The 26,362-nt window shown below is 66.4% G+C and carries 25 protein-coding genes and 2 tRNA genes; 7 read left to right on the top strand and 20 right to left on the bottom strand.

Features of this window, described 5'->3' with window-relative positions; genetic code table 11:
* The first annotated feature begins 45 nt into the window (after positions 1–45).
* Complete coding sequence (gene bfr / locus L540_RS04940) at positions 46–522, top strand: bacterioferritin (RefSeq protein WP_043210594.1); 477 nt, start codon at positions 46–48, stop codon at positions 520–522.
* A gap of 63 nt (positions 523–585) precedes the next feature.
* Here bfr and L540_RS04945 read toward each other — a convergent pair whose 3' ends face one another.
* The 4 genes from L540_RS04945 to L540_RS04960 are packed head-to-tail and all read right to left on the bottom strand — an operon-like array spanning position 586 to position 5,026.
* Positions 586–1,275: a hypothetical protein gene (locus L540_RS04945; RefSeq protein WP_180961708.1), complete on the bottom strand. Its 690-nt coding sequence runs from the start codon at positions 1,273–1,275 to the stop codon at positions 586–588.
* 23 nt (positions 1,276–1,298) lie between these two features.
* Entirely contained in the window at positions 1,299–2,906 is a 1,608-nt protein-coding gene (locus tag L540_RS04950) for a peptide chain release factor 3 (RefSeq protein ID WP_043210589.1), read from the bottom strand.
* 23 nt (positions 2,907–2,929) lie between these two features.
* Positions 2,930–3,559, bottom strand: a complete 630-nt coding sequence (locus L540_RS04955) for a LysE family transporter (protein WP_043210586.1) — start codon at positions 3,557–3,559, stop codon at positions 2,930–2,932.
* Between the two features lie 15 nt (positions 3,560–3,574).
* Complete coding sequence (locus L540_RS04960) at positions 3,575–5,026, bottom strand: DEAD/DEAH box helicase (RefSeq protein ID WP_043211121.1); 1,452 nt, start codon at positions 5,024–5,026, stop codon at positions 3,575–3,577.
* Positions 5,027–5,291: 265 nt separating this feature from the next.
* Between L540_RS04960 and L540_RS04965 the strand changes: the two genes are divergently transcribed.
* Entirely contained in the window at positions 5,292–5,897 is a 606-nt protein-coding gene (locus L540_RS04965) for a LemA family protein (RefSeq protein WP_043210584.1), read from the top strand.
* Positions 5,878–6,768, top strand: a complete 891-nt coding sequence (locus tag L540_RS04970) for a TPM domain-containing protein (RefSeq protein WP_053073165.1) — start codon at positions 5,878–5,880, stop codon at positions 6,766–6,768. Before L540_RS04965 ends, L540_RS04970 begins: the two co-directional genes overlap by 20 nt.
* 6 nt (positions 6,769–6,774) lie before the next feature.
* Here L540_RS04970 and L540_RS04975 read toward each other — a convergent pair whose 3' ends face one another.
* From L540_RS04975 to L540_RS05010, 8 genes are all read right to left on the bottom strand, one after another.
* Positions 6,775–8,502, bottom strand: a complete 1,728-nt coding sequence (locus L540_RS04975; protein ID WP_043210582.1) for a dipeptide ABC transporter ATP-binding protein — start codon at positions 8,500–8,502, stop codon at positions 6,775–6,777.
* A 9-nt stretch (positions 8,503–8,511) separates the two neighbouring features.
* Positions 8,512–9,438 (bottom strand): ABC transporter permease, encoded by a 927-nt coding sequence (locus tag L540_RS04980; protein WP_043210580.1) that lies wholly within the window; start codon positions 9,436–9,438, stop codon positions 8,512–8,514.
* 8 nt (positions 9,439–9,446) lie between these two features.
* On the bottom strand, positions 9,447–10,418 hold the full coding sequence (locus L540_RS04985; protein WP_043210578.1) for an ABC transporter permease: 972 nt from the start codon (positions 10,416–10,418) through the stop codon (positions 9,447–9,449).
* A gap of 93 nt (positions 10,419–10,511) precedes the next feature.
* Positions 10,512–12,116 (bottom strand): ABC transporter substrate-binding protein, encoded by a 1,605-nt coding sequence (locus L540_RS04990; RefSeq protein ID WP_043210575.1) that lies wholly within the window; start codon positions 12,114–12,116, stop codon positions 10,512–10,514.
* A gap of 264 nt (positions 12,117–12,380) precedes the next feature.
* The gene (locus L540_RS04995) at positions 12,381–13,757 is read right to left on the bottom strand and encodes a GTPase/DUF3482 domain-containing protein (RefSeq protein WP_043210573.1); all 1,377 of its coding nucleotides are present in this window, start codon (positions 13,755–13,757) and stop codon (positions 12,381–12,383) included.
* Positions 13,750–15,126, bottom strand: a complete 1,377-nt coding sequence (locus L540_RS05000; protein WP_043210570.1) for a DUF2868 domain-containing protein — start codon at positions 15,124–15,126, stop codon at positions 13,750–13,752. The genes L540_RS04995 and L540_RS05000 overlap by 8 nt, the downstream gene beginning before the upstream one ends.
* Positions 15,123–15,476, bottom strand: coding sequence for a YkvA family protein (locus L540_RS05005; RefSeq protein WP_043210568.1), 354 nt, complete (start codon positions 15,474–15,476; stop codon positions 15,123–15,125). Before L540_RS05005 ends, L540_RS05000 begins: the two co-directional genes overlap by 4 nt.
* An 89-nt stretch (positions 15,477–15,565) precedes the next feature.
* Complete coding sequence (locus L540_RS05010) at positions 15,566–16,354, bottom strand: helix-turn-helix domain-containing protein (protein ID WP_043211118.1); 789 nt, start codon at positions 16,352–16,354, stop codon at positions 15,566–15,568.
* Between the two features lie 256 nt (positions 16,355–16,610).
* Here L540_RS05010 and L540_RS05015 point away from each other — a divergent pair, with 256 nt between their 5' ends.
* The gene (locus tag L540_RS05015; RefSeq protein WP_043210566.1) at positions 16,611–17,504 is read left to right on the top strand and encodes a DMT family transporter; all 894 of its coding nucleotides are present in this window, start codon (positions 16,611–16,613) and stop codon (positions 17,502–17,504) included.
* Between the two features lie 41 nt (positions 17,505–17,545).
* Here the strand turns inward: L540_RS05015 and L540_RS05020 are convergent.
* Positions 17,546–17,621, bottom strand: a tRNA-Asn gene (locus L540_RS05020).
* Between the two features lie 152 nt (positions 17,622–17,773).
* On the opposite strand from L540_RS05020, the gene L540_RS05025 reads away from it, so the two are divergent.
* On the top strand, positions 17,774–19,129 hold the full coding sequence (locus tag L540_RS05025) for an amidase (protein WP_043210565.1): 1,356 nt from the start codon (positions 17,774–17,776) through the stop codon (positions 19,127–19,129).
* A 365-nt stretch (positions 19,130–19,494) separates the two neighbouring features.
* Here the strand turns inward: L540_RS05025 and L540_RS05030 are convergent.
* From L540_RS05030 to petA, 6 genes are all read right to left on the bottom strand, one after another.
* Positions 19,495–19,570, bottom strand: a tRNA-Thr gene (locus L540_RS05030).
* Between the two features lie 51 nt (positions 19,571–19,621).
* A complete protein-coding gene (locus tag L540_RS05035) occupies positions 19,622–20,062 on the bottom strand; it encodes a ClpXP protease specificity-enhancing factor (RefSeq protein ID WP_043210563.1) in 441 nt (146 codons plus the stop codon).
* A gap of 4 nt (positions 20,063–20,066) precedes the next feature.
* Positions 20,067–20,678 carry a glutathione S-transferase N-terminal domain-containing protein gene (locus tag L540_RS05040; RefSeq protein WP_043210561.1) on the bottom strand — a complete coding sequence of 204 codons (612 nt, stop codon included), beginning with the start codon at positions 20,676–20,678 and terminating at the stop codon, positions 20,067–20,069.
* A 152-nt stretch (positions 20,679–20,830) separates the two neighbouring features.
* Positions 20,831–21,682, bottom strand: coding sequence for a cytochrome c1 (locus tag L540_RS05045; protein WP_043210559.1), 852 nt, complete (start codon positions 21,680–21,682; stop codon positions 20,831–20,833).
* Positions 21,683–21,707: 25 nt separating this feature from the next.
* Positions 21,708–23,096, bottom strand: coding sequence for a cytochrome b (locus L540_RS05050; protein ID WP_043210557.1), 1,389 nt, complete (start codon positions 23,094–23,096; stop codon positions 21,708–21,710).
* Between the two features lie 86 nt (positions 23,097–23,182).
* Positions 23,183–23,824 carry a ubiquinol-cytochrome c reductase iron-sulfur subunit gene (petA, locus tag L540_RS05055; RefSeq protein WP_043210555.1) on the bottom strand — a complete coding sequence of 214 codons (642 nt, stop codon included), beginning with the start codon at positions 23,822–23,824 and terminating at the stop codon, positions 23,183–23,185.
* Positions 23,825–23,971: 147 nt separating this feature from the next.
* Between petA and mscL the strand changes: the two genes are divergently transcribed.
* On the top strand, positions 23,972–24,409 hold the full coding sequence (mscL, locus tag L540_RS05060; RefSeq protein ID WP_043210553.1) for a large conductance mechanosensitive channel protein MscL: 438 nt from the start codon (positions 23,972–23,974) through the stop codon (positions 24,407–24,409).
* 10 nt (positions 24,410–24,419) lie between these two features.
* Here mscL and L540_RS05065 read toward each other — a convergent pair whose 3' ends face one another.
* The gene (locus L540_RS05065) at positions 24,420–25,196 is read right to left on the bottom strand and encodes a Nif3-like dinuclear metal center hexameric protein (RefSeq protein WP_043210550.1); all 777 of its coding nucleotides are present in this window, start codon (positions 25,194–25,196) and stop codon (positions 24,420–24,422) included.
* Positions 25,197–25,215: 19 nt separating this feature from the next.
* Between L540_RS05065 and L540_RS05070 the strand changes: the two genes are divergently transcribed.
* Entirely contained in the window at positions 25,216–26,346 is a 1,131-nt protein-coding gene (locus L540_RS05070) for a trypsin-like peptidase domain-containing protein (protein ID WP_043210549.1), read from the top strand.
* The last annotated feature ends 16 nt before the right edge of the window (positions 26,347–26,362 follow it).

The raw sequence follows: 26,362 nt of genomic DNA on the forward strand, positions 1-26,362 counted from the left end.
GTTCCACGCTTATGCGAGCGGGCCCGCCAGATCAAGGAGTACATCATGAAAGGCGACAAAACGGTCATCCAGTTTCTGAACAAGCAACTGACCAACGAGCTGACGGCCATCAATCAGTATTTTCTGCATGCGCGCATGCTGCGCCACTGGGGCTTCAACAAGCTCGGCAAGCATGAGTACGAAGAATCCATCGAGGAAATGAAGCACGCCGATCGCCTGATCGAGCGTATTTTCATGCTCGACGGCCTGCCCAATCTGCAGGACCTGCACAAGCTGCTGATCGGCGAGGATGTGCCCGAGCTGCTGGCCTGTGATCTCAAGGTCGAGCAGACCGCCCAGGCCACGCTGAAGGACGGCATCGCCTATTGCGAATCGGTGCGTGACTATGTCTCGCGCGATCTGCTGCAGGACATCCTCGACGATACCGAGGAGCACATCGACTACCTCGAGACCCAGATCGGCCTGGTCGATCAGGTCGGCCTGCAGAACTACCTGCAAAGCCAGATGGACGTCTCCGACTGAGATCCGGCGCCGCAATGCAAAAACCCCTTTCGAGAGAAAGGGGTTTTTTCTTGGGCCGGCGTTTTATTCGGGGCGGCGCGGGCAGTCGGCCGAGGTGCCCCAGGCGCGGTTGGGGGCGCAGTATTTGTTGCGGGCGTTCCAGGAGCAGCTGGGCCGCTCGAAAAAGCCCAGCGTGGCGCAGTGTGCGAGTTCGTTGCGCAGCTGCTGTTGCCAGTTGGCCGGCGCGCCCGGCGCCGGCGAGCGCGGCGTGTTCAGGGCCACCGGCGGATTGATGCGTGCCACGCCGTCCTGCTGGATCGGGGGCGCGGGCGGCGGCGGGATGCCAGGCGGCAGGGCCTGCTGCAAGTCCAGCGTGGAGACGTCGGAGGGCCCGCTGGGCAGCGGCACATCGGACTCGGCGGCCAGTTGACGCGCGCGGTCCATGGAAATGCTGTCTCGGGAAATCCGGACGGAAGGATCGGCGTTGCTTTCGAACAGCGACGCCGTATTGACCGCCCATTCGCGCGTGGCCGGCTGCTCGGGCACGCCCAGCGTGCCGTCGATGCGCGGCTGCGGCGGCTGGGCGACATAGGGCCGCCCATTGGCGTCCAATACCGTCTGCTCGGATGCGCCGCTTTCCTGGCCGGGGGCCTCGCTGGCGGCGGGGGCATGCGCCACCAGCCAATCTCCCAGCTGCAAGCCGCCCCAGGCGGCCGCGCCCAGGGTGACCAGAAGCGTTGCGAACAATAAACGCCAAGACATTGCTAACCTCATTTGCTCTGCGGTGTTTGACCGGCTTAGGCTTTGTCTCCAAAAACCTTGCCGCCATGCTCGCGCATGGCGTGGAATTTCACATCCGGATACAGTTCTTCAGCGACGCGCAACTGCGCCGGCGAGCTGATCAAGAAAGCCGCAGCATCGACCACATCATAGGCGATATGGGCGGCATTGGCATCCATGAACTTGCGCAGCGCCTTGGGGTTGTCGGAGGTGATCCAGCGCGCCATCGTGTAGCGCGAAGGCAGCATCCGGGCGTCCACGCCATACTCGGTTTTCAGGCGGTGCGCGACGACTTCGAACTGCAGCTGGCCCACCGCGCCCAACAGCAGGGCGCCGCCGGCGGCCTCGGGACGGAAGACCTGGATGGCCCCTTCTTCGCCCAATTGCGTCAGGCCGATGCGCAGCTGTTTGGTGCGCAGCGGATCCTTGACCTCGACGGCCTGGAACAGCTCGGGCGCGAAGAAAGGCAGGCCCGTGAAGTGCAGCGATTCGCCTTCGGTGAGCACGTCGCCCAGCTGCAGCACGCCGTGGTTGGGGATGCCGATGACGTCGCCCGCATAGGCTTCGTCCAGCAGCTCGCGGCGCTGCGACAGGAAGGACACCACGTTGTTGGGGCGCATTTCCTTGTTGGTGCGCGCGACCTTCAGGCGCATGCCGCGCTCGAAGCGGCCGGAGCTGACGCGCACGAAGGCCACGCGGTCGCGGTGCGCCGGATCCATATTGGCCTGCACCTTGAAGACCACGCCCGTGAACTTGGGCTCTTCGGGCTTGACCTCGCGCTCCAGGGCCTGGCGCGGGCCCGGCCGGGGCGCGAGCTCGACCAGGGCGTCGAGCACTTCCTGCACGCCGAAGTTGTTGATGGCCGAGCCGAAGAAAACCGGCGTCTGCTTGCCCGCCAGAAAGGCGTCGTGGTCGAAGGCGGGGGCGGCTTCGTTGATCAATTCGATTTCGCCGCTGGCCTGCTCGAAGGCCTGGCCGAAGCGACGGGGGATTTCCGGGTTGGACAGGCCTTCGATGAATTCATCATCGTCGCCGCGGCGCTCCTGGCCCGCGCGGAACAGGCGCATGCGGTCGCGGCGGATGTCGAACACACCGCCAAAGGACTTGCCCATGCCCACCGGCCAGGAGAAGGGCACCGCGTCCATGCCCAGATGGCCCTCGATCTCCGAGAGCAGCTCCAGCGGCTCGCGGACTTCACGGTCCATCTTGTTGATGAAGGTGATGATGGGCGTGTTGCGCGCGCGGCAGACCTGCAGCAGGCGGATGGTCTGGGGTTCGACGCCGTTGGCCGCGTCGATCACCATGAGCGCGGCGTCGACCGCCGTCAGCACGCGATAGGTGTCTTCGGAGAAGTCCTGGTGGCCCGGGGTGTCCAGCAGGTTGATGACGCAGTCGCGGTACTCCATCTGCATGACCGAGGAAGCCACGGAAATGCCGCGCTGCTTTTCGATTTCCATCCAGTCGGAAGAGGCGTGGCGCGAGGCCTTGCGGGCCTTCACGCTGCCGGCGATCTGGATCGCGCCTGCGAACAGCAACAGCTTTTCCGTCAGCGTGGTCTTGCCCGCGTCAGGGTGGGAGACGATGGCGAAGGTGCGTCGCCGCGCGACTTCTTGAACAATATTCATAGGATGGAGGGAGGCGCTCGCGATCAGCCGTGCCGGCGGAATGTCGCCAGAAAGACACCCGCGATGATGAAGAGCGAACCGAAGATGCGGTTCATCCAGCGGATATGCCGGGCGCTGCGCAGCAGGCGCAGCACCTTGGCGGCCAACAGGGTATAGAAGCCCATGGCCACCAGGTCGGTGAAGGCCAGCGTGCCGGCCAGCGCGGCGTATTGCGCGGTCAGCGGCTGGGCCGGGTCGACGAATTGCGGCACCACCGCGAGCAGGAAGACCGTGCCCTTGGGGTTCATCGTGTTGATCAGGAAGCCGCGCATGACGAGTTCGCGGATCGAGGCCTGGCCAGGATCGCCGGTGTCCACGGCCACGGGGGCCGCGTCGGTGCGGATCTGGCGCACGCCCAGGTAGACCAGATAGGCCACGCCCAGGTACTTGACGACCATGAAGGCCAGTTCGGACGTCGCCAGCACGGCGCCCAGGCCCACGGCCACGATCAGGAACTGGAACAGGATGCCCATGATCAGGCCGGCGGTGTTCCAGTAGCCGCGCGCGAAGCCGTATTTCAGGCCCGAGCTCATGGCCGAGATGGCGCCCGCGCCGGGCGAGAAGGAAATCGCCCAAGAGGCGAGAAAGAAGGTCAACCAGGTCGAGAGCGTCATGGCGGATATCCTCGCTTACTTGCCGAGCAGCACCCCGCGAGCGGGGCCGCGAGCCGGGCGATTGCCGCTTTCGGGGCGGCGGGCGGCGCCGGCTTCCGGCCTCGGCGCGGCCGGCTTGGGCGCGGCCGGTTTGGCCGGGGCCGGGCGGCCTTCGGCGCTGCGGGCCGGACGCGGCGCGCGCGTTTCGGCAGCCGGACGAGGGGCACGGCCGCCGCCGCGGTTGCCGCCGTTGCGGCCACCGGGCGCGCCTCGGCCGTTGCGGCGGCCAAAGCCGCGTTCTTCGTCGTCTTGCGGTTCGGGCTCGGCCGCCACGCCCACGGGGGGCGTCCAGCCGTCGACCGTCTTGCGTTCGATGGTTTTCTTGATCAGGCGCTCGATGGCCTTGAGCAGCTTGATTTCGCTGCTGTCGACCAGCGAGACGGCCGCGCCCGTGGCGCCGGCGCGGCCAGTGCGGCCGATGCGGTGCACATAGTCTTCGGGCACATTGGGCAGCTCGAAATTGACCACCTGGGGCAATTGATCGATGTCCAGGCCGCGCGCGGCGATGTCGGTGGCCACCAGGACGGCCACGCTGCCGTCCTTGAAGCCGGCCAGCGCCCGCGTGCGCGCCGATTGGCTCTTGTTGCCGTGGATGGCGGCGGCCGACAGGCCGTCCTTGACGAGTTTTTCGGCCAGGCGGTTGGCGCCGTGCTTGGTGCGGGTGAAGACCAGCACCTGGTGCCAGCCGCTTTCGCGAATCAGATGGCTGACCAGGTCGCGCTTATGGGCCTGCTCGACGATGTGCACGGTCTGGGTGACCAGCTCGGTGGCGGTGTTGCGCGGGGTCACGGAGACCTCGCCCGGATTGTTCAGCACGCCGCGGGCCAGCTCGCGGATCTCGTCGGAGAAGGTGGCCGAGAACAGCAGGTTCTGGCGCGACTTGGGCAGCAGGGCCAGCACCTTGCGGATATCGCGGATGAAACCCATGTCCAGCATGCGGTCGGCTTCATCGAGCACCAGGATTTCGACGCCCGAGAGGTCGACGGTTTTCTGGCCGGCGTGATCCAGCAGGCGGCCGGGCGTGGCCACCAGGATGTCCACGGGCTTGCGCAGGGCCGTGATCTGCGGGTTGATATTCACGCCGCCGAACATCACCATCGAGGTAAGGCCGGTGTGTTTTCCGTAGACTTGGACGGACTCGGCCACCTGGGCGGTGAGCTCGCGGGTGGGGGTCAGGATGAGGCAGCGCGGCCGGCCAGGGATGCGTTTGGCGGGTTTGCGCTGCGACAGCAGTTGCAGGATGGGCAGGGTGAAGCCGGCGGTCTTGCCGGTGCCGGTCTGGGCGGCGGCCAGCAGGTCGCCGCCGCGCAGCACCTGCGGAATGGCCTGGGCCTGGATGGGCGTGGGCGCGGTATAGCCGGTCTCGGCGATCGCACGCAACAGGGAATCAGCCAGCCCGAGGTCGGCAAAAGAAGAAGAGGTAGTCAAAAACAACTCCAGCGGCAGCCTGTCGCTCAAGTTGAGAGACTCCAATCCAGGCGGACGAACGAGGAGAAACGGGATAGGCAGGGCGGATGCCCGGCCGGCGGCAAGGCGCCTAGGGACGTGTGCCGATTGGCAATGCACACAAAGCGGATTGTAACCGATGCGCCCGTTGCCGATAGACTAAGCTGTAACAAGGCGCGATACATTTGTATAGGCCTTTGGTGCTGTAATTCGTGGGTTTTCACCTTGGGGTAACACTATGAGAACGATGCGAGTGCTGGCCTGGACCTGGCTGATGTCCCTGACGGTCCTGCTTTCCGGTTGTGGCTACAACAGCATGCAGGCGGCCGATGAACAGGTCAAAGCCGCCTGGTCGGAGGTATTGAACCAGTACCAGCGCCGCGCCGATCTCGTGCCGCAGCTGGTCAAGGTGGCCGACGCCTATATGACCCACGAGCGCGATGTGCTCACCCAGGTCACGGAGGCGCGCAGCAAGGTGGGCAGCGTGCAGATCACGGCCGAGCAGCTGGAAGACCCCGCGGCCCTGCAGCGTTTCCAGCAGGCGCAGGCGGCCCTGTCCTCCTCGCTTTCGCGCCTGATCGCCGTGTCGGAGAACTATCCCCAGCTCAAGGCCGATGGCGTGTTCCGCGACCTGCAGGTCCAGCTTGAGGGCACCGAAAACCGCATCGCCGTGGCGCGCGGCCGCTATGTGCAGTCCGTGCAGGCCTACAACGTGCTGGTGCGCCAATTCCCTGAGGTGATCACCGCCAAGATCTTCGGCTACTCGCCCAAGGCCAATTTCGGCGTCGAGAACGAAGCCGCGATCTCCAAGCCGCCGGAAGTGAAGTTCAGCAATGAACCTCGCAAGCAATAAGGGCTGGTGGACGGCGCTCGCCTGGGCGCTGGCCTGCCTGCTGTGGCTGGCCGGGCCGGCGCGGGCCCAGGTGGCCGAGGCGGTGCCGGTGCCCGTGCTGTCCAAGCGGGTCACCGACCTGACGGGCACGCTGGACGCCAGCCAGCAACAAGCGCTGGAGACCCGGCTGGCCGCGCTCGAAGAACGCAAGGGCGCGCAGGTCGTCGTTCTTATCGTGCCCACCACGGGACCCGATACGATCGAACAGTTCGCCACCCGGGTCTTCGACCAATGGAAGCTGGGGCGCAAGAAGGTCGATGACGGGATTCTTTTCGTCGTGGCCAAGAATGACCACAATCTGCGCTTCGAAGTCGGCTATGGCCTGGAGGGCGCGGTCCCCGACGCCATGGCCGGGCGCATCATCCGTGAGCAGGTGGTGCCGCATTTCAAGCAGGATGATTACGCGGGCGGCATCGAGGCCGGGGCGGATGCCCTGATCAAGTTGATCGACGGCGAACCGCTGCCCGCGCCCGCCGCGGACAGCCCTGGCGGCAGCGGCGGCTTCGAATGGGGCGACCTGCTCGACGTCGGGCTATTCCTGCTGGTGGTGCTGATCGCCGCCCCGCCCGTCATCGGAGCGCTGTTCGCCGGCGTGGCGGCCGGCTTCATGAGCGGCAGCCTGCTCATCGCCGCTATCGCGGCGGTCATCGTGGGCGGCCTGAGTTTTCTGCTGGGCGTCACCGGCCTGAAAAAAGCCTTCCTGAACCGCGGCGGCCGGGGCGGCGGAGGGGGCGGTTTTGGCGGCGGCGGCTGGGGCGGCGGCGGTGGGGGCGGCGGCTTTGGCGGCGGAGGCGGCAGCAGCGGCGGCGGCGGCGCTTCCGGACGCTGGTAGCCGCGCCTAGGCGACCACCTCCAGGCCTTCGCGCGACATGGCCGCCAGCTTGGGCATCAAGCCCAGCAGATGGCGGCTATAGGCGTGCCGGGGCGCCGTGAACAGGGTTTCGGTCTCGGCGACCTCCAGCAGTTCTCCATGCCGCATGACGCCCACCCGGTCGCACATCTGCCGGATGACCGGCAGGTCATGGCTGATGAAAAGCATGGTCAGGCGCAACTGCTCTTGCAGGTCTTTCAGCAGATTGAGGATCTGGGCCTGGATGGACACATCCAGCGCCGAGGTCGGCTCGTCGCAGATCAGAAAGCGCGGCCGCGTGGCCAGCGCCCGCGCGATGCAGATCCGCTGGCGCTGCCCGCCGGAGAACTCGTGCGGAAAGCGCTGGGCCGCCTGCGGGCCCAGGCCCACCACGTCGAGCAGGTCGGCCACGATGCGGCGCGCCTGCGCTTCGCTGTCGGCCAGGCGATGAAAGCGGATGGGCTCGGCCACGATGTCCAGCACGCGCATACGCGGATTGAGCGAGGAATAGGGATCCTGGAACACCATCTGGATCTGGCGCCGGAAAGGATTGCGCGCCTTCTCGTCCTTGATGGCCGTCAGGTCGCTGCCATTGAACCAGACCGTGCCCGAAGTCGGGTGGTAGAGGTTGGAGATCAGGCGCGCGACGGTGGACTTGCCCGAGCCGGACTCGCCCACCAGGCCGAAGACCTCGCCCTCGCGGATGGCGAAATTGACGTTCTTCACGGCGTCCAGCGTGCGCTGGTTGCGCTTGAAGAAAGCCGGGCGCAGCACGAAGCGCATGCCCAGGTCGCGCACCTCGACCAGCGCGCCCTCGCCCGTCTTGCCGAAATCGCGCCGCTGGCCCAGCCAGTGCGTGGACAGGTCCACGGCGGCGCTGGGCTTGCGGACGTCCTCGATATAGGTCACCAGCGGAAAGCGGCGCAGCTTGATGTCGGGCCGGGGCACGGCGGAGATCAGGCTGCGGGTGTAGGGGTGGTCCGGATCGCCCAGGATCTTGGCGGTGGGCCCCTCCTCGACCAGCTTGCCGCGATAGAGCACCGCCACGCGGTCGGTGATGTCGGCGATCACCCCCATGTCGTGGGTGATGATGATCATGCCCACCTGCCGCTCCTTGCAGAGCTTGCGCAGCAGATCGAGGATCTGGGCCTGGATGGAGACGTCCAGCGCCGTGGTGGGTTCGTCGGCGATGATGACCTCGGGCTCGCAGCACAGCGCCAGCGCGATCACCACGCGCTGCCGCATGCCGCCGGAAAACTGATGCGGGTATTGCTTGACGCGCAGTTCGGGCTGGTCGATGCCGACCTGCCTGAGCATATCGACGGCGCGCCGGGCGCCATCGGCGGCTGACACGCCCAGGTGGACCTGCATGGTCTCGACCAGCTGGCTCTCCACCGTCTGCAGGGGGTCGAGCGAGGTGAGCGGGTCCTGGAAGATCATGCCGATGCGCCGGCCTCTCACCTTGCGCTGCTCATGCCTGGGCAGACCGTCGATGCGCCGGCCTTCCAGGCTGATCTGGCCGCCGGCCAGGCGGCCGGGCGCCTCCAGCAGGCCGATGACGGCATTGCCTATGGTGGATTTGCCCGCGCCGGATTCGCCCACCACGCCGAGGATCTCGCCCTTGTCCACGGACAGCGAGACATCGTCGATGGCCACCAGCGTGCCGCGGCGGCTGGGAAACTCGATGCGGATATGGTCGATGTTCAGCAGTGCCATGTCCGGACCTCAGCGCAGCTTGGGGTTGAGCGCATCGCGCAGCCAGTCGCCCAGCAGATTGACCGACAGCACCAGGACGACCAGGGCGACGCCGGGAAAGATCGAAATCCACCACATGCCGGAAAACAGATAGCTGTTGCCGATGCGGATGAGCGTGCCCAGCGAGGGCGCGGTCGGCGGCACGCCCACGCCCAGAAAGGACAGCGTGGCCTCGGTGATGATGGCGATCGCCAGGTGGATGGTGGCGATGACCAGCACCGGCCCCGTCACATTGGGCAGGATGTGGCGCCGCAGGATGGTCAAGGGACCGATGCCGATCAGCTTGGCGGCCTGCACATATTCCTTGTTGCGCTCGACCAGCGTGGAGCCGCGCACGGTGCGCGCGTACTGCACCCAGCCCGAAATGCCGATGGCGAAGATCAGCACATAGAGGGCCAGCTGGTCGTGCATGTCGCGCGGCAGCAGGCCGCGGGCCACGCCATCGATCAGCAGCGCCACCAGGATGGTGGGAAAGGACAGCTGCACATCGGCGATGCGCATGATGATGCTGTCCACGCGCCCGCCGGCATAGCCGCTGATCAGGCCCAGAGAGACGCCCAGCACCATGGAGAACAGCACCGAGGCAAAGCCCACCAGCAGCGAGACGCGCGCGCCATACAGGATGGCCGAGAGGATGTCGCGTCCCTGGTCATCGGTGCCCAGCAGGAAATCGGGCGAGCCCTCTTCCATCCAGGCCGGCGGCGTGTTGGCGTCCATGATGTTCAGCGACGCCAGGTCGAAGGGATTGTGCGGCGCGATCAGCGGCGCGAGCAAGGCGCCCAGCACGATGAGCAGGGTGAGCGAGGCCGAGACGATGGCCCCGGGCGAATGCTTGAAGCTGTGCCACAGGTCGCTGTCGGCGGCGCGGGAAAAAAGCGGTGCGATACGGGCGATCATACGGCTTCCTATTTGCTCTGCACGCGCAGGCGCGGATCGACCGCGAAGTACAGCAGATCGACAACCAGGTTGATGACGACGAAGATGAAGGCGATCAGGATCAGGTAGGCCGCCATCACGGGGATGTCCACCATGCTGACCGACTGGATGAAGAGCAGCCCCATGCCGGGCCACTGGAAGACGGTTTCCGTGATGATGGCGAAGGCGATGATGGAGCCCAGCTGCAGGCCCGTGATGGTGATGACGGGCACCATGGTGTTCTTCAGCGCGTGGCGGAAATTGATCAGGCGCTCCGGCAGCCCGCGGGCGCGCGCGAACTTGATGAAGTCGGTGCGCAGGACTTCCAGCATTTCGGCGCGCACCAGGCGCATGATCAGCGTCATCTGGAACAGCGCCAGCGTGATGGCCGGCATGATGAGCGCGGCCAGTCCCGATGGCGTGAGCAGGCCCGTGGTCCACCATCCCAGACTGAGCACTTCGCCGCGCCCGAAGCTGGGCAGCCAGCGCAGCTGCACGCCAAAGACCAGGATGAGCAGGATGCCGATGAGAAAAGTGGGCAGCGAGATGCCGGCCAGCGACAGGGCCATGAAGGCCTTGGACAGCAGGCCGTTGCGCCTGAGCGCCGTATAGACGCCCATGGGGATGCCGAAGGCCAGCGCCATCACGGCCGACACGAAGGACAGCTCCAGCGTGGCCGGGAAACGCTCTTCGAGCAGGTCGGCCACTGGCCGGCGATGGCGATACGAAATGCCGAAATCACCGCGCGCGGCATTGCCCACGAAGCGCGCGAACTGCACCACGAAGGGGTCGTTCAGGCCCAGTTCGGCGCGCAGCTGTTCGCGCTGCTGCGGCGTGGTGTCCTGGCCCACCATGCTGGCGATGGGATCGCCCACATAGCGGAACATGGCAAAGGCGATCAGCGCGACCGCCAGCATGACGATGAGCGACTGAAAAAGGCGTCGCGTAACGAAACCAAGCATAACGTTGGGGCCCTGGAAAATGTGGCTACAAAAGGGACTGCCCCCGGGACGGGCGGCGGTCTGCGCCGCCGCCGCGTCCGTTTCCCGGCGTCGTCAGGGCATGACGACGTTGCGCAGGTCGAGCACGTCGTCGGCGCGCTGTATGACCTTGATGTTGTCCTTCACGCCCCAGGACATGGGTTGCTGGTGCAGCGGCAGGTAGCCGAAGTCCTTGCGCACGATCTCGAAGGCTTCCTTGATCATGGCATTGCGCTTGGCCTGGTCGGTCTCGACTCCGATCTTGTTGGTGAGTTCGTCGACCTTTTTATTGCAATAGCCTCCCAGGTTGAACTGCCCGGCCGCCGTCTTGGCGTCGCGGCAGGCCGCCAGGTTCAGGAGCGCGTTGTGCGCATCGGTGGAGCTGGGCGTCCAGCCCAGCATATACATGCTGGTCTGGTTGCCGGCCTGCAGCAGGATTTTGCCGAAGTACTTGGACTTGGTCTGCGCCAGCAGATTGATCTTGATGCCGACGCGGGCCAGCATGCCGGCCACGGCCTGGCAGACCTTCTCGTCGTTGACGTAGCGGTCGTTGGGGCAGTCCATCGTGACGGTGAAGCCCTTGGCGTAACCGGCGTCGGCCATCAGCTTCTTGGCGCGCTCGATGTCGGGCTTGGTCGGCGCGCCATAGGATTCATCGTAGCCATTGATGGAGGTGGCGATAAGCGAGCCCAGCGGTTTGGCCGCGCCGCGCATGATCTTGTCATTGATGGCCTTGGTGTCCACCGCCAGGACCACGGCCTCGCGCACGCGGGCGTCCTTGAAGGGATTCTTGCCCTTGATGTCCGAGAAGAGCAGTTCGTCGCGGTCCTGGTCCATGCCGATGAAGATGGCGCGGGCCTCGGGGGCGGACAGCGGCTTGACGCCCTTGGCGTCTTCGAGCCGTTTCCAGTCCTGGACCGGCACCGGCTGCACGATGTCCATTTCGCCCGAAATCAGCGCGGCCACGCGCGTGGCTTCCTGCGTGATGGGCTGGAAGATCACCTCGTCGACATTGGTCTTGGTTTTCTTGTCCCAATAGCCATCAAAGCGCTTGAGCACGGTCTTCACGTCGGGCTGGCGCTCGACCAGCATGAAGGGGCCGGTGCCGTTGGCATTGAGGTTGGCGTAATTGCCCTGGTTGTCGCCCTTGACGTTGGTGGCTTCGGTGGTCTTGTTCTTCTCGGACCAGCTCTTGCTCATGATGTAGAGAAAGGTCCACTCGCGCACCAGGATGGGATTGGGCGTGGGCGTGGTCACTTCGATGGTGTAGTCATCGACCTTCTTGATGTCGCTGGCCTTGGCGCCATAGCCCTTCATGTCCGAGCCCGGTGTCAGGCTGCGCTTCCAGGAGAAGATCACGTCGTCGGCCGTGAAGGGCGAGCCGTCATGGAACTTGACGCCCTGGCGCAGCTTGAAGATCCACTTGGTGGGCTCGGGATTGGACCAGCTCTCGGCCAGCATGGGCACCAGCTTGAGGTCGCCGTCGTAGCCGGCCAGCGTTTCGTAGATATTGCCCTGGAAGCCGAGCGTGAACGTCTCGTTCAGGGCCATGGGGTCCATCGACGTAGCGTCGCCCTGGTACGACCAGCGCAGTGTCTTGGCCTGGGCGGTGTTGCCCAGGGCCGCGACGCCCAGCGCCAAGGCCAATGCCGAATACTTCAATGCAGATTTGATACGCATAGCCCTAGTACTCCGTGTAGTGCGCGAGGCGCAACAGTGGCAGGGCCGGCCGCGTCAGTGCGGCCGGGTAAGGCGTACTGCTTAGAAAATGGAAGAGTCGGCAGAAGCGCCGGCGGGTGCGCCGCGGCAGGCGGCGGGTGTGGCGGAGGACTTCACGGTAGAGCGGCCCCTTGTGCTGTGGCGCTAGGGATCGGCCCGCGCCTCTGTGTAGGCGAATCTTATAGAGGCGGTCGTTTAAGCGTCAATCGTTTTGGATTGGGGTTATCACTCGGTATCCGTATCGTATCGGACAGGATCGGCAAGGAGGTCCGCCAGGACCGCGATCTGCTGTTTGCGCCGGTCGTCATCGACGTAACCGGCCGCCAGCGCCGACCACTCGGGGCGGCTGCGCGCTTCTTTCAGCGGCGGCGGCAGCGGTCCGCTTTGCCACTGCGCGGCCTGGGGCAGGACGATGGGCGAGCGCGCGGCATGGCCGCGGCGCTCCAGCGCTTCGATGAGCTGTTGCTGGCGCAGCGCCAGCAGGCGCAGCACGCTGTCGTCCACGCTCAGTTCGCGGTAACCGCGCAGCTTGCCGGACAGCCGTTTGCCCAGGCGGTCCACGCCCTGCCAGAGGCCGCCGGCGGCCGCGCCGATCAACATCCCCGTCCCCAGGGTCAGGCCGGCCGAGAACAGGTCGACGGCGGCGCCGGCCATGGCGCCAGCCGCCGCGCCCACGCCCAGCTGCACGCCCATGTCCTTGAGCGCCTGGGGATGGAAAAGGTCCATGCCGAAACGCTCGCCCTGCAGGGGCAAGGCGTCGGCGCGATAGTCATCGCGGTGGAAGTTGTAAAGCGTCAGCAGCGCCCGGACGCAAGCCTGCTCCCGGCCGCGCACCTTGTCGCGCAATTCCTGCAGGGTTTCCTGCAGCGCCTGCGGCGGGCTTTGCAGATGCAAGGCGGCGGCATCGATCAGCAATTCGGCGGCCAGGCGGTAGGCGGCCCGCCGGCGGGCGGCGCGTTCTTCGGCCAGCGCGGCCGATATGCTGGCCAGCATGGCCGCATGACGGTCCAGCAGCACGGCCAGGCGGGCATAGAGCTGTTGTTCGCCATCCAGCGGCGGCACCACCGTGTCGTACTCCAGCACCGCGTGCAGCCCAAGGCGCGACATGGCATCGCGCCACTCGGCGGCCCGATGGCCGGGCGCGTGCACGAAGTTCAGCACCGGCAGCAGCGGCCGTCCGCAAGCCGCCAGCAGGGCCAGCTCGTCGCGGTGCTTGCTGAGCACCGGGTCGCGCGCGTCGATGACGTAGAGCCCGGCCTCGCAATCGAGCAGCTTGTTCAGCACCCGCGCTTCCTGCTCGTAGCGGCCGCGGGCCTCGGGCGAATCCAGGAAGCGCCGGATGCGCGCCGGCCCGTCCAGGCGTTCGGACAGGGGCGCGATATGGTCCAGATATTCGAGCAGCGCGACGCTGTCTTCCATGCCTGGGGTGTCGAACCACTCGATGGCGCCGTGGCCGCGCACCAGGGTGCTTTCGACATGGCGGGTCGTGCCGGCGGTGTCGGCCACCTCGCCGAAATCCGGGTCGCGCGTAAGCGTGCGCAACAGCGAGGTCTTGCCCGTGTTGCTGTGGCCGACGACGGCAAGGCGCAGGCGTTCAGTCATCCGACCCCCGCTCCAGCCATCGCAGCGCCGGTTCGTGCTCGGCCAGGATGGCCGAGCCGGGCAGCCCGGCGGCCTGCAGCCGCTCGCGCCATTGGGCCAGGCGCTCGCCCTGGCCCACGAGCCAGATGCGGGTCTGGCCGGCGTGGGCCGACAGCGAGGCGATCAGGGCCAGCGAGCCGCGGTCCGGCGTCTGGCGAGTATCGCAGGCCAGCAGCAGGCGCGAGGCCGGGCTGGCCGCCAGGGCGTCGAGCAGCGCATTGCGTTGCTCGCGGGTGTCCAGGTTGCCGGCATCGAAGACGGCGTCGGTCGCGGGCGCGGGCCGGTCCTGGTCGGCGGGCAGCTCCAGGCTGGCGTAGACCGGCCTGCCGGCGATGGCGCCGGTATTGCTGATGCGGGGCGTGTGCAGCGGGTCGGCCGGGCGGTCCACGCCGCTGGCCGGGGCCATGGGCGTGAGCCGGTCGCGCAGCGCGGCATAGCCGGGCAGCGTGGCATCGATGCGCAGCCGGCCCAGCGCCCGGGCGCTCATGGCCAGGCAGACCAGGGCCGCCAGCAGGCGCGGCACGATGCCCCAGCACACCATCATGCCGATCAGCCAGACCGACCACTGCACCTGGGCGGCGGCCGGCAGGGTCTGCTGCCCGTCGCTGGCGCGCACGATGGCCGGATCGGGCAGGCTGAAGCCGAACTGGGCGGGCAGCCAGCCGGCCCAGGCCGTCAGGCGCACAAAGGCTTCGGGCGAAAGCAAGGTGGTGGCCCAGATGAAGCGGTAGCTGGCCGTGGACAGAATGATGATGAGGGTGCCCAGGGCCGAACACAGCGCGGCCAGCCACAGCAGGTGGCTGACGGCGCCCAGCAGCCAGCGCAGCGCGCCGGCGCGCGCCAGCAGGTTGAGCAGCGCCTGAGGGACCAGGGCGCTGTCAGGGCCGCGCGCCAGCTTGCGCGTGATCCACAGCCAGACGCGGCCCAGGCCGGTGGCGCGCGCCGCGGGCAGCAGAAAACTCGCCAGCCAGAGCGCGAACATCAGCGCATGCAGGCCCAGCAGCGCGCCCAGCGCCCACAGCACATTGACCGGGCGCGAGCCATCGCCCAAGGCGCCGTAGGCCACGCCCGCGCCGGTGGCCAGCACGATGACCATCAGGACGACGAGGGACAGCACCGCGCCCTGGCGCCAGTGCGCCAGGACGGTGTCCAGGCCCTCGCGGCGGGCCAGCAGCAAGGCGCGCCAGAGCACCCGGGCGGAGAAATCGCCCTCGGCCTGGCGCGCGCGGCGCGCTTCGTCGCGGTCTTCGAGGGGGCCCCAGTGTTCTTCGCGCAGCCGCAGGGCCTCGGCCAGCCATTGGGCCGTCAGGCCCCCGGGGGAGGCGGTCATCCGGCCGTGCCGAACCAGCTGTCCAGGCGTTGCCGCGCTTGCGACTTGACCTGGTCGTTGATGGTGAAGGCCACGGTGGTCAGGGCGGCGGCCATGACGGTGAGATCGTCGGTATAGCCGACCAGCGGCGCGAAATCCGGCACGGCGTCCAGCGGCAGGATGAAATAGCCCAGCGCGCCGTAGATGACCCGGCGCGCCCACTTGGGCGTGGCGGGGTCTTGCAGGGCGTAATAGAGCCAGAGGGCTTTTTCCAGGACCTGGCGGCCGGAGGCCTTGGCGTGGCCGCCGAGCTTGTGCCAGAAACGGCGCTCGGAATAAGCGTTTTCGTAGGAGGTGGATGCCGAAGCCATATCGATTCCCGTGAACAAGGCCGCTCGCGCGGGGGCAATGCGGATATAGACCCGATGCCATTGTAGACGGTTCCCCCTGGGGGACGGAGTCAGCGGCCCTGGGCGTAGCGCCGGTAGGCGCCCGGGGTGGCGCCGATCAGCTGGCGGAAGCTGCGGCTCAGGTGGCTGGCGTTGCCGAAGCCGGCGCGCTGGGCGATGCCGGCCAGGTCCAGCCGGCTGACGGCCAGCAGCTGGCGCGCGTGTTCGACGCGCCGCCGCTGCACCCAGGCATGCGGGGTCTCGCCGAAGGAAACGGCGAACATGCGCGCGAAATGATAGGTCGATAGCATGGCCACGCCGGCCAGTTCGTCCAGGCTCAGCGGCGCGTCCAGGTGGCTATCGATGTAGTCGCGCACGCGGCGGCGCACCGCGGGCGCCAGGCCGCCCTTGAGCGCGCTTTCCTGGCGTCGCGCCGTGCCGCCGGCCAGCAGGTGGTGCAGCAGCGTCTCGGCCGCGCTGCTGGCGGCCAGGCGCTGGGCCGGATCGCTCCAGTCGCTGCCCAGCAGCTCGCGGCAGGCCTGGGCCAGCTCGGGCGCGCGGATATAGGTCTGGTCGCGCAGCTCCAGGCTGCGCGGCTCGCGGTCCATGCGCAGCACGGCCTCGCGGCCCAGGCGCTCGGGCGCGATATACAGATGCAGAAAACGCACCGGCCCATTCATGCTCCAGCGCGAGCGGTGCGCATCGGGCAGCACGCAGAATTTGCCCGCCCCGCCAAAGCCGCTATTGCCCAGGCGGAACGATTGCTCGCCGCCTTCCAGATAGAGCGACAGGGTGTGGTGGCCGGGCGCCTCATAGCCGAGCACCTCATGGCCGCCGCGATGCCATTGCGCGGCCGCCAGCCCCGCGCCCAGCGGCGTGGCGCGCTCCAGCGTCGCGCTCGAGGCCGACAGCGTGCGGTAGACCGAAAAGTCATTGGGGCTGCTCATGATGTTTCCATGCTAAGCCATCCGGGCCGCCTGCGCCCGGCCCCGATGCGCCCTGCCATGTCCGTATCGGTCCGGCGCGAGGCAAAACCGCAAGATTCGGCAACCGCCCGGCCTGCGCCGCCAGGACACTGGGTCTGTCGCCTGCCTGGCAGGCCCGCAGGACAGCACCGTGAATCTCGCCCTTTATCTTCTGACTGTGCTCATCTGGGGCACGACCTGGATCGCCATCAAACTGCAGCTGGGGGTGGTCGCCATCCCCGTGTCCATTTTCTACCGCTTCGCCCTGGCCGGGGTGCTGCTGTTCGGCGCCATGGCGCTGCTGGGGCGGCTGCAGCGCCTGGACCGCCGGGGCCATCTGCTATGCCTGGGCCAGGGCCTGTGCCTGTTCTGCCTGAACTTCCTCTGCTTTTACGCGGCCACGATGTGGGTACCCAGCGGGCTGGTCTCGGTGGTGTTCTCGGCCGCGACGATCTGGAATGCCATCAATGCCCGCATCTGGTTCGGCACGCCCATCTCGCCGCGCGTGATCGCCGGCGGCGCCTTCGGCCTGGCCGGTCTCATCTTGCTGTTCTGGCCCGAAGTGGCCGCCCATCCCGCCAGCCGCGAAACCCTGATGGGCCTGGGGCTGGCGCTATTGGGCACGCTGTGCTTTTCGACCGGCAATATGCTGTCTTCCAAGCAGCAGCGCGCCGGCATCGCGCCGGCCAGCGGCAATGCCTACAGCATGCTCTATGGCGCGGCCATTCTGCTGCTGGGCTGCCTGGCCACCGGGCAGCCCTTTGCCTTCGACACATCGGCCGCCTATACCGGCGCCCTGCTCTATCTGGCCATACCCGGATCCATCGTGGGCTTTACCGCCTATCTGACGCTGGTGGGCCGCATGGGGCCCTCGCGGGCGGCCTATTGCACTGTGCTGTTCCCGGTGGTGGCCCTGTCCATCTCCACCTATGCCGAGGGCTATCGCTGGACCTGGGTGAGCCTGCTGGGACTGGCGCTGGTGATGGCCGGCAACCTCATGGTGTTCGCCCGCTGGCGGCTGCCGCGCCGCGCCCTGGCGGCATGAAAACGAAAAGGCCCGCGCTGGGATGCGCGGGCCTTGGTATTTGGCTCCCCGAGCTGGGCTCGAACCAGCGACCTGCGGATTAACAGTCCGTCGCTCTACCGACTGAGCTATCGGGGAAGAGGTAGAGGGGCGCAATTATGCACCAAAAGAAAAGCCCTCGCAAACACGCAGGACGGGCGCCGCGGCATTTGCCTTCGGGCCGGCGCTATCATGTGCACACGGCCGGGGACGCTTGCTCAAACGGCCTGACCACCTGAGGACCCATCGGAATGTTGCCCACCCTGCATGAACAAATGGAGGCCCTGCGTTCGGGCCGCGTCAGCTCGCTGGAACTGGCCGAGGCCGCGCTGGCGCGCGCCCAGGACGCCGCCGGCGAAGGCGCCCGGGTTTTCACCCGCGTCTATCCGCAGGCCGCGCGCGCGCAGGCCCGCGCCGCCGATGCGCTGCGCGCCGCCGGCATCGAGCGCTCGCCCATCGACGGGCTGCCCATCAGCATCAAAGACCTGTTCGATGTGCGCGGCGAAACCACCATGGCCGGTTCCGTGGCGCGCGAGGACGAGCCCGCCGCCACGGCCGACGCCGACGTGGTGCGCCGCCTGGTCGCCGCCGGCGCGGTCATCGTGGGCAAGACCAATATGTCGGAGTTCGCCTATTCGGGCCTGGGCCTGAATCCGCACTACGGCACGCCGCGCAACCCCTGGGACCGCGCCACCGGCCGCATCCCGGGCGGCTCCTCCTCGGGGGCCGCCGTGTCGGTCACCGACGGCATGGCCCTGGCGGCCATCGGCTCGGACACCGGCGGCTCGGTGCGCATCCCTTCCGCCTTGTGCGGCCTGACCGGCTTCAAGCCCAGCGCCTGGCGCGTGTCCACGGCCGGCGCCCTGCCGCTGTCGACCAGCCTGGACTCCATCGGCCCGCTGGCGGCCAGCGTGGCCTGCTGCGCGACCCTGGACGCCATCCTGGCCGACGATACCGCCCTGCCGGCCGACGCCCTGCCATTGCGCGGCTTGCGCCTGGCCCTGCCCACGACCCTGGCCCTGGACGGCCTGGACGGCACCGTCGGGCCTGCCTTTGACGCCGCCCTGTCGGCGCTCTCGGCCGCGGGCACGCTGATCGAACGCATCGAAGTGCCCGAATTCGCCCAGCTGGCCGATATCAACGCCAAGGGCGGATTCACGGCCTCGGAAGCCTATGCCTGGCACCGGGGCCTGCTGGCCCGCAAGGGCGACCGCTACGACCCGCGCGTGATCGCGCGCATCCTGCGCGGCAAGGACATGACGGCGGCCGACTACATCGACCTGCTCGAGGCGCGCGAGACCTGGGTGGCCGGCGTGGATGCGCGCATCGCGCACTACGACGCGCTCATCATGCCCACCGTTCCCGAAGTCGCGCCGGCCATCGCGCCGCTGGAGGCGTCCAACGAAGCCTTCACCCGCATGAACCTCACCATGCTGCGCAACTGCACCCTCATCAACTTCCTGGATGGCTGCGCGCTCTCGCTGCCCTGCCATGCGCCGGGCACGGCCCCGGTGGGCCTGATGATCGCCGGCTCCAATGGCGCCGACCGGCGCATCCTGGCCATCGGCCTGGCCATCGAGGCCGCGCTGGCCGCCGCGCGAAAGTAAGGGCCATGCCCCAAAGCAAAACGCCCAACCTCATGGTTGGGCGTTTTGCTTTGGCGGCCAGCGCGTGGCGCCGAGATCAGGCCGGCGGCGCGATGCGGAGAGGGGGTGTGATCGGGCTCGTGCATGCAATTTTGCGGGTGGCGCGGAGAGGAGTTTGCTCCCCTTCTCATTGTCCATCTCCGTCGGCGCGACACACCGGATCCGCCAGAGAAAAAGGACTTGGCTAACGGCCAAGTCCTTGAGTTCATTGGGGTGAAAGGAATCGAACCTTCGAGACAGTGTGGTTTTGCTGTATCAGTTGCACCAAAATTGCACAAAACGAAAAAGCCGACTCGCAGGGAGTCGGCTTAGATCGTTGATTCTTTTGGTGCCGGTGAAAGGAATCGAACCCTCGACCTTCTCATTACAAGTGAGCTGCTCTACCAACTGAGCTACACCGGCCATGCGCGATCCCGCAGGGACCGGCATTGTAAACAAAGTTCGGCGCCGGGGTTACTTCACGATGGTGAGGTGAGGACGCTTGGCGTCCGCGCCGCCTTCGTCGTCGGCGGCGGCGGGCGCCTCGCCGCCGGAAGCGGCCGGGCCGTCTTCCGGGGCGTCTTCGCGCGCGGGCGGTTCATAAGGCTGGACTTCGAAGCCCATGCCGGCGCCCGTTTCGCGCGCGTAGATGGCGCTGACGGCGGCCACCGGCACCATGACGTTTTCTGTCACGCCGCTAAAGCGCGCCTGGAACTCGATGTACTCGTTGCCCAGGAGCAGCTTGTTGGTGGCCAGCGTGCCGACGTTCAAGGTGATCTGTCCGTCGCGCACATGGGCCATGGGCACCAGGGTGTGCTCGTCGACCTGCACGGTGAGATAGGGCGTATAGCCGTTATCGGTGCACCATTCGTGCAGGGCGCGGATCAGATAGGGTTTGGTCGAAGTTTCACCCATGGTTTCAGCGACGCATGACTTTTTCGGAAGGCGTCAGCGCTTCGATGTAGGCGGGACGCGAGAAGATGCGCTCGGCGTACTTTTGCAGCGGGGCGGCGTTCTTGGGCAGTTCGATGCCGTAGTGGTCCAGGCGCCACAGCAGCGGGGCCACGGCCACATCCAGCATGGAGAACTCTTCGCCCAGCATGTACTTGTTCTTCAGCAGCAAGGGGGCGAGCTGGGCCAGGCGGTCGCGGATGGCCTGGCGGGCCTGCACCATCTTCTTGTCGTCGGGCTTGGCGCTGCGGTCTTCCAGCGTCGAGACGTGGACGAACAGCTCTTTCTCGAAGTTGAAGAGGAACAGGCGGGTGCGCGCGCGCATGACGGGATCGGCCGGCATGAGCTGCGGGTGCGGGAAGCGTTCGTCGATGTACTCGTTGATGATATTCGACTCGTACAGGATGAGATCGCGTTCGACCAGGATGGGCACCTGGCCGTAGGGGTTCATGACGGAGATGTCTTCCGGCTTGTTATAGAGGTCGATGTCGCGGATCTCGAAATCCATGCCTTTTTCGAACAGCACAAAACGACAGCGTTGCGAAAACGGGCAAGTGGTTCCGGAGTAGAGCACCATCATGGCGGTAAGTCCTTGTATTGAAAAGCGAAAGGCCAGCGCCCTCTAAAATAGCAGGCGCTGGCCCCGAATGCCAGGCAACGACAGGGAGTGGTCCTATCTGTGCAGAGGATCCGACCAAAAAGGGTCGGATCATGTCGGCGGGGCGTTACAGGTTAGCGTACGTGTTTCCAGTAGGCCGCGTTCAGGCGCCAGGCGACCACCAGGAACAAGCCCAGGAAGATCATCACTCCCACGCCCAGCTGGATGCGGAAACGTTGAACGGGCTCGGCCATCCAGGTCATGAAGGCGGTCAGATCGGCGACGTCGCGGTCATAAGCGGCCACGCGCGACGGATCCAGGGCCTTGAACTTCGCCTCGGGCGGTCCGGCGTGGCCACTGAAATGGGCGACGGGTTCCGCCTTCGTTGTGGAATAACCTTGTGCATCATACAACGTTGTCACCCGTTCCCAGCTTTTCGTGCCATCCGAGGCTTCCACCTGGTGCATGGAAACCAGGGTCAGTTCGCGCGGTCCCTGGCGCTGCCAGAGCGCGTGCGGCATGGCCGCGTTGGGGAAAACCAGATTGTTCCAGCCCGTGGAGCGCTGGGTGTCGCGGTAGAAGGTGCGCAGATAGGTGTAGATATAGTCGGAGCCGCTGGGGCCGGCGTTGACCGACTTGGCCCGGGCAATGACCGAGAGGTCCGGCGGGGTGGTGCCGAACCACTTCTTGCCTTCCTGCGGCGTCATGGCGATCTTCATCAGGTCGCCGACCTTCTCGCCGCTAAACAGCAGGCTGTCCTGGATCTGTTTGTCGGTCAGGCCGATTTCCTGCAGCTTGTTGTAGCGCATGGAGCTGGCGCTGTGGCAGTTCAGGCAGTAGTTCACGAACAGCTTGGCGCCGTTTTGCAGCGAGGCCAGGTCGTTGACCAGGTTGGGCGCCCGGTCCAGCGGGAAGCCGGCCTCGGCGGCATAGGTGGCGGTGCACGAGAGCATCAACGCTACGGCACCCATCAGCTTCTTGATCATGGTCGTTCCGTTTCGAGGTGTGGGCTCAGTGGCGATGGAAGGTCACGCGGTCGGGCACCGGCTTGAAGGTGCCCAGACGGCTCCAGATGGGCATCAGGAAGAAGAAGCCCAGGTAGATCAGCGTGCCGATCTGCGACGTGAGGTTGAAGGCGTCGCTGGGCGGCTGCGTGCCCAGGTAGCCCAACACCAGGAAGTTGACGATGAAGATGCCGTAGAACCACTTGTGCCAGGTCGGCCGGTAGCGGATGGACTTGACCGGCGAATGATCCAGCCAGGGCAGGAAGAACAGGATGACCACGGCGCCGCCCATGGCCACCACGCCCCAGAACTTGGCGTCGATGGTGCGCAGGAGCACGGCGATGACGATCAGCAGCACAGGCAGGGCCACGCGCGCGAAGCCCTTGAGCTGGCTCTTGAGCAGCAAGGCGATGGCGCCCAGCACGGCCGCGCCGGCCAGCACCCAGGTGAACTCATCCGTGGTGGCGCGCAGCATCGAGTAGAAGGGCGTGAAGTACCAGACCGGCGCGATGTGCGGCGGCGTTTTCAGCGAGTCGGCCGGGATGAAGTTGTTGTACTCCAGGAAGTAGCCGCCCATCTCCGGCGCGAAGAACACAATGGCCGCGAACACCAGCAGGAAGCCGGCCACGCCCATGATGTCATGCACGGTGTAGAAGGGATGGAAGGGGATGCCGTCGCGCGGGCGGCCGTACTTGTCCTTGGGGCCTTCCTTGATTTCCACGCCGTCCGGGTTGTTGGAGCCGACTTCGTGCAGCGCCACCAGGTGGGCGGCCACCAGGCCGATGAGCACCAGCGGGATGGCGATCACATGGAAGGAGAAGAAGCGGTTCAGGGTGGCGTCGGACACGACATAGTCGCCGCGGATCCAGATCGACAGCTCAGGGCCGATGAAGGGGATGGCCGAGAACAGATTGACGATCACCTGGGCGCCCCAATAGGACATCTGGCCCCAGGGCAGCAGGTAGCCGAAGAAGGCTTCGGCCATCAGGCACAGGAAGATGGCCACGCCGAAGATCCAGACCAGTTCGCGCGGCTTGCGGTAGGAGCCGTAGAACAGCCCGCGCAGCATGTGCAGATAGACCACCACGAAGAACATCGAGGCGCCGGTCGAGTGCATGTATCGCACCAGCCAGCCCCATGGGACTTCGCGCATGATGTATTCGACGGACTGGAAGGCCTTGTCGGCGTCCGGCTTGTAGTGCATGACCAGGAAGATGCCGGTCACGATCTGGATGACCAGCACCAACAGGGCCAGTGATCCGAAGAAATACCAGAAGTTGAAATTCTTGGGCGCGTAATACTCGGACAGATGCGCCTTCCAGGTGGACGTCACCGGGAAGCGTCGGTCCAGCCAGCCCAGCAGGCCTGTCGTTTCGACGGTTTTCTCGCCAGCCATCTAACGGCTCCTTCTCTCTTCTCTTATACGTGGCGTATTTGCTGCCGCAAACAGCCCGGTCTCTCCTCCCTTGGGGGCGGAGGCGATCAGGCCTTGTTGTCTTCGTCGACGCCCACAATGATGCGGGCATCAGACAAATACTGATACGGCGGAACTTCGAGATTGTCGGGGGCGGGTTTGTTCTTGTAGACCCGTCCGGCCAGATCGAAGGTGGAGCCGTGGCAAGGGCACAGAAAGCCTCCCTGCCAATTCGCGGGCATGCCCGCGGCGGAACCGGTTTCGAAGTGGGCGGTGGGAGAACACCCTAGATGCGTGCAGATGCCGACGCAGACAAACAGGTCGGGTTTGCGTGAACGGTAGTCGTTCTTGGCGTAGGCCGGGGTAAACCCGGGGCGGTTGGATTCGGGGTCGGCAACCAGGCTGTCTTGCGACTTGATGCCTTTGAGTTGTTCATCCGTGCGGCGCATGATCCACACGGGCTTGCCGCGCCACTCGACGGTGCGCATCTGGCCGGGCGCCAGATCGGCGATATCGACCTCGACCGGCGCGCCCGCGGCGCGGGCCTTGGCCGACGGAGCAAAGGTACTTACAAACGGGACGGCGGTCGCCACGCCGGCCACGCCGCCCATCGCACAGGCGGTGGTTACCCAGAAACGTCTTGATGGATCGGGCGGCAGCTTGGGGTCCACCGCAGCGTCTTCGTCCTGCACCAGCATATCCTCACTCATTTCCTATCCTTGTTGGTGCGCAAGGACTGCTTTAGGATCAGTCTCGCGGCATCCGTTTAGCGGGAAGATGTAACAGACAGCATAGCAACCGCGTATTATAGTCCTAGCCCACCATCGGGTGTGTTGTTATTAGGGAAGGGAACACGCATGAGCAAAGCCACTGGGTTTCTCAAGGAATTCCGCGATTTCGCCGTCAAGGGCAACGCCATTGATCTCGCGGTGGGTGTCATCATCGGCGCGGCGTTCGGCAAGATCGTCGATTCCATCGTCAAGGACCTCGTCATGCCCCTGGTGAATTTCGTCCTGGGCGGGTCGGTGGATTTCACCAATAAATTCCTCGTGCTGTCCATGCCCAAGGACTACACGGGCCCCATGACTTATGCCGATCTGAGCAAGGCCGGCGCCAATGTCCTGGCCTGGGGCAATTTCCTCACCATCCTGATCAACTTCGTGCTGCTGGCCTTCGTCATCTTCTGGATGGTCAAGGTCATCAACCGCGCGCGCCGGCCCGAAGAAGCGGCCGCGCCGGAGACGCCCGAAGACGTCGTCCTGCTGCGCGAAATCCGCGATTCGCTCAAGAAGTGACGCCTCGGCATCAGACCGGATTGTCGATATCGACGAATTCGACCTTGATGCCGAACTGTGCCGCCACCGCGGCGCCCAGGGCTTGCACGCCATAGCGTTCGGTGGCGTGATGGCCCGCGCTGATGAAACCCACGCCCGTCTCGCGCGCCAGGTGGGTGTTGGGTTCCGAGGCTTCGCCGGTGAGATAGACGGTGGCGCCGGCATCGACGGCTTCGGCCATCATGCCTTGGGCGCCGCCGGTGCACCAGGCGATGCGGCCCACCGGTGCATCGGGCTCGCCCACCCACAAGGGCTGGCGGCCCAGGCGCTGGCCGATCTGCGCGGCCAGGCCGCCCAGCGTGGCCACGCCGGGCGCCGTGCCCAGCCAGATCAGGCCATCCCTGCCACAGGTCAGCGGCGCGCCTTCGGCATCGCGCGCGGGCTCCAGGCCCAGCACGCGGGCCAGTTGGGCGTTGTTGCCCAGCGTGGGATGCGCATCCAGCGGCAGGTGGTAGCCGATCAGGTTGAGGTCGTGCGCCAGCGCCAGCGCCAGGCGCCGGCGGCGCGGGCCCAGCACGCGCGGGTCTTCGTTGCGCCAGAACCAGCCGTGGTGCACCAGCACCGCGTCCGCGCCGCGGTCGATGGCGGCGCGCAAAAGCGCTTCGGACGCGGTCACGCCGGTGATAATGTGCCCTACTTCGGCCTTGCCCTCGACCTGCAGGCCGTTGGGGGCATAGTCCTTGAATCGCGCGGCTTGCAGCGTGGCGTCCAGCCAGGCCGTGAGCGCGCGGATGTCGACTTTCTTCATTGTCCGTCCTGTGGAAAATATGCGTCGCCTTTGGCTGATCTTCGCTCAGGCTGTCACGGTTTGCCTGGCCATTTTATTCGTCGTCACCACCTTGCGGCCCGATTGGCTGCGCCTGGCCGGTCCCGGCCAGCAGGCGGCCACCAAGGCCACGGTGGACAGCTACGCGCCGGCCGTGGCCCATGCCGCGCCCTCGGTGGTGAATATCTACACCACCAAGCACGTGGATGTGCCGCTGCTGCCCCTGCCGGATGATCCTGCCCTGCGGCAGCTGTTCGGCCAGATCCCCGGCCTGTCGCGGCGCGAATCCTCCAACAGCCTGGGTTCGGGCGTCATCGTGAGCGCGCAAGGCTATGTGCTGACGAACTTCCATGTCGTGGAGGCGGCCGACGCCATCGAAGTGGCCCTGGCCGACGGCCGGCAGGCGGCGGCCAAGGTCGTGGGCGCCGATACCGAGACCGACCTGGCCGTGCTCAAGCTGGCGGGCAAGCTGGATCCGCTGCCGGTGGCCAGTTACGCCGAAGGCCGCAATCTGCGGGTGGGCGACGTGGTGCTGGCCATCGGCAATCCCTATGGCGTGGGGCAGACCACCACGCAGGGCATAGTCTCGGCGCTGGGCCGCAATGGCCTGGGCATCAACACCTACGAGAATTTCATCCAGACCGATGCGGCCATCAATCCGGGCAATTCGGGCGGCGCCCTCATCGACGCCCAGGGCAATCTGGTCGGCATCAACACCGCGATCTACTCGGAGACCGGCGGATCGCTGGGCATCGGTTTCGCCATCCCCATCGACGCGGCGCGCCGCGTGATGGACGAGATCGTCAAGACGGGCAAGGTGCGCCGCGGCTGGCTGGGCATAGAGCCGCAGGACCTCACGCCCGAGCTGGCGCGCGCCTTCCGGCTGGATGCCTCGGCATCGGGCGTGATCATCGCCGGCATCCTGCGCGGCGGCCCGGCCGACCGGGCGGGTTTGCGGGTGGGCGACATCGTGCAGGCGATCAACGGGCAGCCGGCGCGCAATACGGTCACGCTGCTGGGCCAGATCGCCGCGGTCACGCCCGGCCAGGGCGCCACCCTGCGGGTGCTGCGCGCCGGCAAGACGGTGGATATCAAGGTCACCATGGGCACGCGCCCTGCCCGGCCCAGATAACACCGGCCCGCGCGCA

Source organism: Bordetella pseudohinzii (genome assembly GCF_000657795.2).
Classification (GTDB): Bacteria; Pseudomonadota; Gammaproteobacteria; order Burkholderiales; family Burkholderiaceae_B; genus Bordetella; species Bordetella pseudohinzii.

Bases quoted from the DNA above. Each gene is read 5' to 3' on its own strand.
- L540_RS05065 (WP_043210550.1), bottom strand. From the start codon at position 25,196: ATGAAGAAAGTCGACATCCGCGCGCTCACGGCCTGGCTGGACGCCACG.
- L540_RS04950 (WP_043210589.1), bottom strand. From the start codon at position 2,906: ATGAATATTGTTCAAGAAGTCGCGCGGCGACGCACCTTCGCCATCGTC.
- L540_RS04980 (WP_043210580.1), bottom strand. From the start codon at position 9,438: ATGATCGCCCGTATCGCACCGCTTTTTTCCCGCGCCGCCGACAGCGAC.
- L540_RS04990 (WP_043210575.1), bottom strand. From the start codon at position 12,116: ATGCGTATCAAATCTGCATTGAAGTATTCGGCATTGGCCTTGGCGCTG.
- L540_RS05070 (WP_043210549.1), top strand. From the start codon at position 25,216: ATGCGTCGCCTTTGGCTGATCTTCGCTCAGGCTGTCACGGTTTGCCTG.
- L540_RS05025 (WP_043210565.1), top strand. From the start codon at position 17,774: ATGTTGCCCACCCTGCATGAACAAATGGAGGCCCTGCGTTCGGGCCGC.
- L540_RS05000 (WP_043210570.1), bottom strand. From the start codon at position 15,126: ATGACCGCCTCCCCCGGGGGCCTGACGGCCCAATGGCTGGCCGAGGCC.
- L540_RS04970 (WP_053073165.1), top strand. From the start codon at position 5,878: ATGAACCTCGCAAGCAATAAGGGCTGGTGGACGGCGCTCGCCTGGGCG.
- petA (WP_043210555.1), bottom strand. From the start codon at position 23,824: ATGAGTGAGGATATGCTGGTGCAGGACGAAGACGCTGCGGTGGACCCC.
- L540_RS05035 (WP_043210563.1), bottom strand. From the start codon at position 20,062: ATGGGTGAAACTTCGACCAAACCCTATCTGATCCGCGCCCTGCACGAA.
- L540_RS05005 (WP_043210568.1), bottom strand. From the start codon at position 15,476: ATGGCTTCGGCATCCACCTCCTACGAAAACGCTTATTCCGAGCGCCGT.
- L540_RS04945 (WP_180961708.1), bottom strand. From the start codon at position 1,275: ATGAGGTTAGCAATGTCTTGGCGTTTATTGTTCGCAACGCTTCTGGTC.
- L540_RS05050 (WP_043210557.1), bottom strand. From the start codon at position 23,096: ATGGCTGGCGAGAAAACCGTCGAAACGACAGGCCTGCTGGGCTGGCTG.
- L540_RS05045 (WP_043210559.1), bottom strand. From the start codon at position 21,682: ATGATCAAGAAGCTGATGGGTGCCGTAGCGTTGATGCTCTCGTGCACC.
- L540_RS04975 (WP_043210582.1), bottom strand. From the start codon at position 8,502: ATGGCACTGCTGAACATCGACCATATCCGCATCGAGTTTCCCAGCCGC.
- L540_RS04995 (WP_043210573.1), bottom strand. From the start codon at position 13,757: ATGACTGAACGCCTGCGCCTTGCCGTCGTCGGCCACAGCAACACGGGC.
- L540_RS04965 (WP_043210584.1), top strand. From the start codon at position 5,292: ATGCGAGTGCTGGCCTGGACCTGGCTGATGTCCCTGACGGTCCTGCTT.
- mscL (WP_043210553.1), top strand. From the start codon at position 23,972: ATGAGCAAAGCCACTGGGTTTCTCAAGGAATTCCGCGATTTCGCCGTC.
- L540_RS04955 (WP_043210586.1), bottom strand. From the start codon at position 3,559: ATGACGCTCTCGACCTGGTTGACCTTCTTTCTCGCCTCTTGGGCGATT.
- L540_RS04985 (WP_043210578.1), bottom strand. From the start codon at position 10,418: ATGCTTGGTTTCGTTACGCGACGCCTTTTTCAGTCGCTCATCGTCATG.
- bfr (WP_043210594.1), top strand. From the start codon at position 46: ATGAAAGGCGACAAAACGGTCATCCAGTTTCTGAACAAGCAACTGACC.
- L540_RS05040 (WP_043210561.1), bottom strand. From the start codon at position 20,678: ATGATGGTGCTCTACTCCGGAACCACTTGCCCGTTTTCGCAACGCTGT.